Annotated in this window: 6 protein-coding genes and 1 pseudogene; 4 read left to right on the top strand and 3 right to left on the bottom strand. The window is 72.0% G+C overall.

The annotated features are described in order from the left end of the window. Nucleotides 1–354 precede the first annotated feature (354 nt). The 4 genes and pseudogenes from ACFVH0_RS15770 to ACFVH0_RS15755 all read left to right on the top strand — a co-directional run bounded on the left by ACFVH0_RS15770 (nt 355) and on the right by ACFVH0_RS15755 (nt 4,957). Nucleotides 355–1,515, top strand: coding sequence for a substrate-binding domain-containing protein (locus ACFVH0_RS15770; protein WP_385820434.1), 1,161 nt, complete (start codon nt 355–357; stop codon nt 1,513–1,515). A 360-nt stretch (nt 1,516–1,875) separates the two neighbouring features. Continuing rightward, nucleotides 1,876–1,968: pseudogene (locus ACFVH0_RS15765) on the top strand (carbohydrate ABC transporter permease); the annotation flags it as partial. Nucleotides 1,969–2,009: 41 nt separating this feature from the next. Then, on the top strand, nt 2,010–3,059 hold the full coding sequence (locus ACFVH0_RS15760) for a hydroxyacid dehydrogenase (RefSeq protein ID WP_385820433.1): 1,050 nt from the start codon (nt 2,010–2,012) through the stop codon (nt 3,057–3,059). After that, complete coding sequence (locus tag ACFVH0_RS15755) at nt 3,056–4,957, top strand: DUF2264 domain-containing protein (RefSeq protein ID WP_385820431.1); 1,902 nt, start codon at nt 3,056–3,058, stop codon at nt 4,955–4,957. The genes ACFVH0_RS15760 and ACFVH0_RS15755 overlap by 4 nt, the downstream gene beginning before the upstream one ends. 67 nt (nt 4,958–5,024) lie before the next feature. Here ACFVH0_RS15755 and ACFVH0_RS15750 read toward each other — a convergent pair whose 3' ends face one another. Genes ACFVH0_RS15750 through ACFVH0_RS15740 form a run of 3 tightly spaced genes read right to left on the bottom strand, consistent with a single transcriptional unit; the run spans nt 5,025 to nt 7,962 of the window. Then, nucleotides 5,025–5,657 carry a lactate utilization protein C gene (locus tag ACFVH0_RS15750; RefSeq protein ID WP_385820429.1) on the bottom strand — a complete coding sequence of 211 codons (633 nt, stop codon included), beginning with the start codon at nt 5,655–5,657 and terminating at the stop codon, nt 5,025–5,027. After that, nucleotides 5,654–7,198, bottom strand: coding sequence for a lactate utilization protein B (locus ACFVH0_RS15745; protein ID WP_385820427.1), 1,545 nt, complete (start codon nt 7,196–7,198; stop codon nt 5,654–5,656). The genes ACFVH0_RS15750 and ACFVH0_RS15745 overlap by 4 nt, the downstream gene beginning before the upstream one ends. Next, nucleotides 7,195–7,962, bottom strand: a complete 768-nt coding sequence (locus tag ACFVH0_RS15740) for a (Fe-S)-binding protein (protein ID WP_385820425.1) — start codon at nt 7,960–7,962, stop codon at nt 7,195–7,197. The genes ACFVH0_RS15745 and ACFVH0_RS15740 overlap by 4 nt, the downstream gene beginning before the upstream one ends. Between the last annotated feature and the right edge of the window lie 56 nt (nt 7,963–8,018).

Genomic DNA, 8,018 nt, shown 5'->3' with positions numbered 1-8,018 from the left:
CGGGCCCCGCCCGGCGTCCGCCTGTTTCGTCGCTGTCCGGCCGGACCGGAGCACACCGGTTCAGCGCGTCGGACGTTTCTCGATCGTCTGCCGTTCGCGGTTCTTCGCTTCTTCCTCGCGGACCACGACCTTCTTGATCTCCATGTGCCCCTCCCCTCGGCATTCGGTCTCAAGTCCGTTGACGTTAGGTCGCGTTGTGACGGAGTGGCAAGGGTGCCCGCTGGGGCGGGTGGGGTGTACGGGGCGGTCCGCAGCCGTGGGCGGCCGGAGGCCGATCGCTATGCTGCGTGCCGAGCGCTCACCGGAAGCGCTCAAACGAACAGTGCGTGGCGGTACGGCGAGGGGGCCAGCAGCATGCGGGAGCCGGTTGAACTCAGGCGGCAGCGAATCCTGTCGGTGGTGGAGTCGCGCGGCGCCGTCAAGGTCAGCGCGCTCGCGGCCGAGCTCGATGTCTCGGTGGTCACGGTCCGGCGGGACGTGGAGGAGCTGGCCCGGGACGGGCGGCTGCGCCGCGGGCACGGGGTGGCCCGCCCTGTGCGGGAGCCGGTTCCGACCGCCGCGGTCCCGGCGGCCCGGGGCGAGGAGCCGGCCGGGGACGCCGGGGCGGTCGCCCTGGTCGTCCCGGAGCGGCACACGTACCTGTACGAGACCCTGCACGGCGCCCGCTCCGTCCTGGAGGAGTCCGGGATCCGGATCGCCCTGCACATCGCACCGCCGTCGGCCGGGGCCGAACGTCCACTGGTGGAGCGGGCGCTGGCGGACGGGGCGCGCGGGCTGCTGATCGCACCGCGCTGGCGCAGCGCCCGCTCGGAGGAGCTGGACTACGGCTGGCTCGCGAACGTGGGGGTGCCGACCGTACTGATGGAGCGGCGGCCCCGGCCGGGCAGCGCGCTGCACGCCCTGGACTCCGTCTGTTCCGATCACTGGTACGGGATCCACCTCGCCGTGGACCATCTGGTGTCGCTGGGACATCGCCGTATCGTGCTGGCCGCCCGGGACGACAGTCCGACGGCGCGCAGCATCCGTACCGCGTTCGCCGAGATCGCTGCGGCCCACCCGGAGGTGGCGGAGTGGTCGGTGGTGCTGAGTTCCCCGCAGGCCGTGCCGGGCCCGGCCGATCCGGCCCCGGCGGAGCCCCGCGGGTCCGCCTCGGCGGCCGTCGGCGGTGCCGTGCTCGACCTCGCCGCGCTGCTGCGGGAGCGGGGTGTGACCGGGGCCGTGCTGCACGGCGACGTGGACGCGCTGATGCTGGTGCAGCGGCTGGCGGAGAGCGGTGTCGAGGTGCCCCGGGACTGTTCGGTGGTGGCGTACGACGACGTGGTCGCGGCGCTCGGGAGCCCGCCGCTGACGGCGGTGGCGCCGCCGAAGGCGGAGATCGGACGGGCGGCCGCCGAGCTGCTGCTCCACCGGCTGTCCGGCGCAGCGGGCGCGAGCGGTCCGGTGCGCCGCACGGAGCTGCTGCCCACGCTGAAGGTGCGTGGATCGGCCCAGGGGCCGCCCCGTTCCACCGGATGATCGTTTGACCGCTTTGATCTTCTTCTGAGCGATCTCTTGACCAGTAACGATCAGCCGATCAGGATTCCCCGTGAGCCGATTCAGCAGCAGCCGCGGGAGGCGTACATGCCCGGTCGACAGAGCCGTCGATCCGTGCTCGCCACGAACGCCGCCCTGCCGTTGGCGGGTGCGCTCGGCGCCTGTGGCGGCGGACCGTCGGGGGCGGTCGGCACCCGCGGCACCGGGACCACGGCAGGCGGAGGCGGCAGGCGTCCCACCCGCATCTCCTTCTGGTCCGCGCTGCGCGGCAGTCAGGACGTGGTGGACGCGTTCAACCACACCCGCAGCACCGTCCAGGTCGACTCCCAGCAGGTCCCCGCGGGTTCGCTGCTCGCGGTCCTGCCGTTGATCCTCGCCTTCGCCCTGCTCCAGCGTTTCTGGAAGTCGGGGCTCACCGCCGGTGCCGTGAAATGACCGGGGCACCGCCATCGTCCCATCCCTCTGCCAGGAGAAAGATGCCCAGGACCAGCCCTGCCTCCCCCGAAGCTCCCCTCACCCCGAACCGGCCGCGCGCCGCCGTGGCCATGAAGCCGGGCGCCGCGACCGCGCTCCTCGACGCCCGGTCCCTGGCCGCGCTCGGCGAGGTCTGCGATCTCGCGGAACTCCCCGCCCTCGAAGACTTCTCCACCGACCGGGCCCGCGAGGTACTGGCGGACGTGGAGATCCTGGTCACCGGCTGGGGCTGTCCGCCGCTGGACGCGGCCGCGCTGGCCGCCGCCCCGCGTCTGCGCGCGGTCGTCCACACCGCGGGCAGTGTCCGCGGACACATCACCGAGGAGTGCTGGGACCGCGGCATCGAGGTGTCGTCGGCGGCCGCCGCCAACGCCCTGCCGGTGGCCGAGTACACCGTCGCGATGATCCTGCTCTCGGGGAAACGGGTTCTGGAGCGGGCCCGTGAGTACCGTGCGGAGCGCCGCCGCGACAACTGGCTCGCCACTCCCGCCACGGTCGGGAACCACGGCCGCACCGTCGGCATCCTGTCCGCCTCGCTGATCGGCCGGCGGGTCATCGAACTGCTGCGCCCCTACGACCTGCCCGTCCTGCTGCACGATCCGTATGTCACCGACGCGGAGGCCGGCGCGCTCGGTGTGCGGCCGGTCGGCCTCGCGGAACTCTTCGCGCAGAGCGATGTGGTGAGCGTCCACACCCCGCTGCTGCCGTCCACCCGCGGACTCGTCGACCGTGAGCTGCTCACCTCGATGCGCACGGACGCCGTGCTGATCAACACCGCACGGGGCGCCGTCGTCGACCAGGACGCGCTCACCGACGTACTCCGGCAGGACCGGATCCGGGCGATCCTCGATGTCACCGATCCCGACCCACTGCCCGCCGCGCACCCTCTCTGGGACTGCGACAACGCTCTGATCACCCCGCACCTCGCAGGCTCGCAGGGCAATGAATGGCAACGACTGGTCGGCCTCGCGGTCGGCGAGATCGACCGCTGGGCCGCGGGCGACGGTTTCGCCCATTCCGTACGACGCGAAAGGCTGGCATTCCTCGCATGACCGCTCCGCATCCGATCTCACCCATCGAACTCCCGGCGGACGACCGGGAGTCGAGCCCGTACACCGGCTACACCCGCGCACACTGGGAGGCCGCTGCCGACGGGATGCTCCGGGCCGCCTGGCAGTGGGCCACTCCGGGCGGCGCCCTGCTGGACCTGCCGGGCCGGCCGTCCGCGTCCGGTGTGCGTTCCGACGGTCTGGAGGGATACGCGCGCACCCTCCTCGCCGCCGCCTTCCGGGTGGCCGGGGCGGAGGGCAAGGACCCGCACGGCTGGCTGGACCGGTACGCGGACGGTCTCGCGGCGGGTACCCGCAGCCCCGGCCGCGACGACGCCGAGTCCTGGCCGCTGATCCGCGACCACACCGTCTTCGGCCAGCCCATGGTGGAGTCCGCCTCGGTGGCGATAGGTCTGCGGCTGACCCGGCCGTGGCTCTGGGACCGGCTGGACGCCGGGGTCCAGGACCGTACCGAGGCGTGGCTGCGCGACGCGCTGCGGCACACCCCCGCCCCCAACAACTGGTATCTGTTCCCCTACTCCGTGGCCGCTTTCCTGGAGTCCGTGGGCCGTGGCGACGCCGAGACGGCGCGGGCGAAGGAGCGCGCCCTCGATCTGCTGGAGGGCTGGTACCGGGGCGACGGCTGGTACTCGGACGGCGACGGCCGGTCCTTCGACCACTACAACGGCTGGGCGCTGCACCTCTACCCGGTGCTGGACGCACATCTGTCGGGCGACGCCGGGCTGTCCGCGCACTACGGCGCCCGGCTGCGCGAGCACCTGGAGGGCTTCTCGCTGCTGTTCGGCGGCGACGGTGCGCCGATCCACTTCGGCCGCTCGCTGACCTACCGCTTCGCGGCCGCCTCGTCGGTGGCGCTCGGCGCCGTCAGCGGGCACACCCCGCTCACGCCCGGCGCCTCGCGGCGGTTGATCAACGGGTCGCTGCGCTACTTCCTGGACCGGGGCGCGACCGGTACGGACGGGCTGCTGAACCTGGGCTGGCACGGCCCGCACGAGGCGTCGCTGCAGAACTACTCGGCCCCCGCGTCGCCGTACTGGGCGTCCAAGGCGTTCGTCTCGCTGCTCGCCCCCGAAAGCCATCCGCTGTGGACGGCGACCGAGGAGCCCGCGCCGAGCGAGGGCCCCGACCGGGTGCTCGCACTGCCCGCGCCCGGGCTGCTCGTCCAGTCCACCCGCGCGGACGGGATCGTACGGCTGCACAACCACGGCAGTGACCATGTGCCTCCGCACGAGGGCGAGTCGGGTGCGCAGGACGATCCGCTGTACAGCCGTCAGTCGTACTCCACGGTCACCGGCCCCACGTCGCGGGGGAACGCGGCGGACAACCATCTGGCCGTGGTCGTCGCCGGGGCCCGCAGCGGTCGCCGGGTCGTCCGTGCGCTGGGCGCCGGTGGCGGCGACGGCTGGGGCTGGGCCGCCTCCTGGCACCGTCCGGTGTTCACATCGGGCTCGCCGATGGTGCCGGGGCTGCGGGTGGAGAGCGTCACCGTGGTGCGCGGGCGCCACGAGCTGCGGGTGCACCGGGTGCTCGGCGCGCCGGACGGGGCCCGGGTGGAGCAGACGGGCTGGGCGACCGGCCGTGACGACGCCCTGACCTCCGAGCTGCACGGATTGCACGGCTGGGAGTCCCGGGACGAGGTACGGGCTCCGCAGGGCACCGCGTACACGCCCTGGGCGGTGGTGCCCCGGCTGTCCGCGTCCGCCTCGGGCCCGGTGGTGCTGGTGGCGCTGGCCTCGCTGACCGCGGAGCCCGACGCGGCACCGCTCGACGCGGTGGTGGACGCGGTGGCGGTGGACGGGGACATCGTGGAGGTCCGCTGGGCACGGGACGGGGCGACGACACGTATCGGCTTCGAGCCGGTGACGGTCACGCACGGGTGAGCACCGGGGTGCGCGGCGCGGGAGTGCCCCGTGACCGCCGCGCACCCCGCCCGCCGGTCGGGCGGCCCTACGCGTCCGTCCTGATCACCACGGCCAGGGTGCGCGGGCCGTGCACGCCCTCCACCCGCTCCAGTTCGATGTCGGAGGTGGCCGAGGGCCCGCTGATCAGGGTCGTCGGCCGCTGCGGCACCAGGCGCGCCACCGCTTCCGGCACGCCGGCCTCGACCGTCGACAGATCGACGACGCAGACATGCAGATCGGGGACCAGGGAAAGCGCCCGCCGTCCCTGGTCCGGCGAGCCGTCCAGGAAGATGGTGCCGGTCTCGGCGCAGCTGACGGCTGAGGCGGTGACGACGCCGTCCAACGCGTCGAGCCGGGGCGCCGGGATGCCGTCGGAGTCCTGCTGTACCTCGCCGTCGTACGCGTCGAGCCAGCCGGCGTCGAGCCCGGCCGGCACACCGATCCGCCGAGCCCCGCGCTCCCGCAGCACCTCGGCGACGACGTGTGCGGTGCGGTCGGCGGTGCAGGTGTGCACGGTGGCCTTGTAGTCGACGAGCCGGTCGGTGAAGAGGGCCAGGCGTTCGTCGTCGGGGAGGGTGCGGCCGGTGCGGTAGCCCCGCGGGACGGCGATGTCGGGGGTGGGGGCGAGGGAGAGGGCATCCTTGATCCTGCCCAGCACCGTTTCGCGAGCGGTCGTCACTTCTCCTCCTCCTTCTTCTTGCGGTTCTGTTCGAACTCGCCCGCGGCGGCCCGCATCGTCGCGGCGCCCTCGGCCGATGCCAGCCAGGAGCGGAAGGTCTGCTTCGGCGGCACTTCGGTGTCCCGGCTCTCGCTCCAGCCGTCGAACGGCGGCGGGAGATGCGAGATCTTGCCGTCCCGCCCGCCGATGACGCGGCCGATCCCCGCCCCTTTCTGCGCGGCCGTGAAGAGCTTCGGGTGTTTCATGACGGTGGCCGCGGCCTTCATGGCCAGCTTCTCCGCCGTGGTGCCGGACTGTTCGGTGTGCTGGTGGCGCAGCTCGACCAGGAGCGACGGAATGTCGATCTTGACCGGGCAGGCGTCGAAGCAGGCGCCGCATAGGCTGGAGGCGTACGGCAGCGAGCTGTTGGGGTCGTTCTTGGCCGCGTGCATTCCGGCGAGCTGCGGGGTGAGGACAGCGCCGATCGGTCCGGGGTACGTCGATCCGTACGCGTGGCCGCCGGCCCGTTCGTACACCGGGCAGACGTTGAGACAGGCCGAGCAGCGGATGCAGTTGAGGGCCTCGCGTCCGATCCGGTCGGCGAGCGCGGCGGTGCGGCCGTTGTCGAGCAGAACCAGATGGAACTCCTGCGGTCCGTCGCCCGGCGTCACCCCGGTCCACATCGAGGTGTACGGGTTCATCCGCTCGCCCGTGGAGGAGCGCGGCAGCAACTGCAGGAACACTTCGAGGTCCTGATAGCGCGGCAGCACCTTCTCGATGCCCATGACGGTGATCAGGGTGTCGGGCATCGTCAGGCACATGCGGCCGTTGCCCTCGGACTCCACGACGGCGAGGGTTCCGGTCTCGGCGATGCCGAAGTTGGCCCCGGAGACCGCCACCTTGGTCGTCATGAACTTCTCGCGCAGGTAGGCGCGGGCGGCAGCGGCGAGATGCGCCGGCACGTTGTCCAGACTCGGGTCGACGCCCGGGATCTCCTTGAGGAAGATCTGCCGGATCTCGTCGCGGTTGCGGTGGATCGCGGGCACCAGGATGTGCGACGGCTTGTCGTGTGCGAGCTGGACGATCAGTTCGGCGAGGTCGGTCTCGTACGGGGTGATGCCGACCGATTCGAGGTGTTCGTTGAGGCCGATCTCCTGGGTGGCCATCGACTTGACCTTGATGACGTCGCTGCTGCCCGTCGCCCTGACCAGCCGGGCGACGATCTCGTTGGCCTCGACGCCGTCGCGCGCCCAGTGGACGGTGCCGCCGCGCTCGGTGACGTTCCGCTCCAGCTGCTCCAGAAGTTCGGGGAGCCGGTTCATGGTGTCGGTCTTGATGGCCGAACCCGCGTCGCGCAGCGCTTCCCAGTCGGGCAGTTCGCCGGTGACGTCGAGGCGTTTGGCGCGGATGGTGCGGGTGGCCCGGCCGAGGTTGCGGCGCAGTTGTTCGTTGCGCAGTTCGTCGTGGGCCGCCTCGGGGAACTTCCGGTCGCCCCGCAGATTGCCCGTTCCGTAGGGGGAATGGGGCGGGTTCGCGGGCATACCGAGAAAGGTGCTGCTCATCGGACGGCCTCCGTTGGGACGTACGGCGAGGTGCGGGTGGCGGAGAGGATCTGCGCGAGGTGCAGGGTGCGGGTGCCGGACCTGATGCGGGAGAGCCCGCCGCCGATGTGCATCAGACAGGACGAGTCGCCCGCCGTGCAGACATCGGCCCCGGTGGTGGCGATGTTGCGCATCTTGTCCTGGAGCATCGCGGTCGACGTCTCGGCGTTCTTGACGGCGAAGGTGCCGCCGAATCCGCAGCAGGAGTCGGCCTCGGGGAGTTCGACGAGGTCGATGGAGTCGACGGCGCGGAGCAGCTTCAGCGCCTTGTCACCGACGCGCAGCATGCGCAGGGAGTGGCAGGTGGGGTGGTACGTCACCCGGTGCGGGAAGTACGCGCCGACGTCGTCCACGTCCAGGACGTCCACGAGGAACTCCGACAGCTCGTACGTCTTGGCCTTGACGGTGGCGACGCCCGCGCGCAGCGCCGCGTCCCCGTACCGTTCGGCGACGATCTCGTGCTGATGACGGACCGAGCCCGCGCACGATCCGGACGGCATCACGACGGCATCGATCGAGGCGTCGCCGAACTGGTCGGCGAAGTTCCGGACCAGGGGGACGGGTTCGCGCTGATAGCCGGTGTTGACGTGCATCTGACCGCAGCAGGTCTGCCCCGGCGGGAACACCACGTCGTGGCCCAGCCGGGCGAGCAGGACCGCGGTCGATTTCACCGCCTCGGGGAAGAGCGTGTCTCCCAGACAGGTGGCGAAGAGTCCGATGCGCATGGGGGGTCTCTCCGATCGCTTCTCCATCTTTATGGTCCGACCATACTAGCCTCGGT

The sequence above is a fragment of the Streptomyces sp. NPDC127117 genome, assembly GCF_042677325.1.
Classification (GTDB): Bacteria; Actinomycetota; Actinomycetes; order Streptomycetales; family Streptomycetaceae; genus Streptomyces.
This window is presented reverse-complemented; position numbering and strand designations above follow the sequence as displayed.

Coding starts and splice junctions, on each gene's coding strand:
- ACFVH0_RS15770 (WP_385820434.1), top strand. CDS start 355: ATGCGGGAGCCGGTTGAACTCAGGCGGCAGCGAATCCTGTCGGTGGTG.
- ACFVH0_RS15760 (WP_385820433.1), top strand. CDS start 2,010: ATGCCCAGGACCAGCCCTGCCTCCCCCGAAGCTCCCCTCACCCCGAAC.
- ACFVH0_RS15755 (WP_385820431.1), top strand. CDS start 3,056: ATGACCGCTCCGCATCCGATCTCACCCATCGAACTCCCGGCGGACGAC.
- ACFVH0_RS15745 (WP_385820427.1), bottom strand. CDS start 7,198: ATGAGCAGCACCTTTCTCGGTATGCCCGCGAACCCGCCCCATTCCCCC.
- ACFVH0_RS15740 (WP_385820425.1), bottom strand. CDS start 7,962: ATGCGCATCGGACTCTTCGCCACCTGTCTGGGAGACACGCTCTTCCCC.